General features: G+C 31.7%; 1 protein-coding gene. It reads right to left on the minus strand.

Annotation, left to right across the window (positions count from 1 at the left end):
* A partial coding sequence (locus BT993_RS07410; RefSeq protein ID WP_158007945.1) for a hypothetical protein occupies positions 1-208 on the minus strand: 208 nt, incomplete at both ends.

The raw sequence follows: 208 nt of genomic DNA on the forward strand, positions 1-208 counted from the left end.
CTTCCAACTTTCAAAGTTCCATTTTCAAACTTTACATTATTTTCTGTAATTTCTTTATCTGTTAAACTATCTTTCCATTTTTGGTATGCTTTTGGACTACTGAAAAGTTGAGAACTTTTACCATATCCCAATGAATTCCCACCTTTATTATTTGAAGCAATCAACCATTTTTTCCTTCTATTATCCCACCAAAACAAGGGAGAACCAC

The organism is Streptobacillus ratti (genome assembly GCF_001891165.1).
Taxonomy (GTDB): Bacteria; Fusobacteriota; Fusobacteriia; order Fusobacteriales; family Leptotrichiaceae; genus Streptobacillus; species Streptobacillus ratti.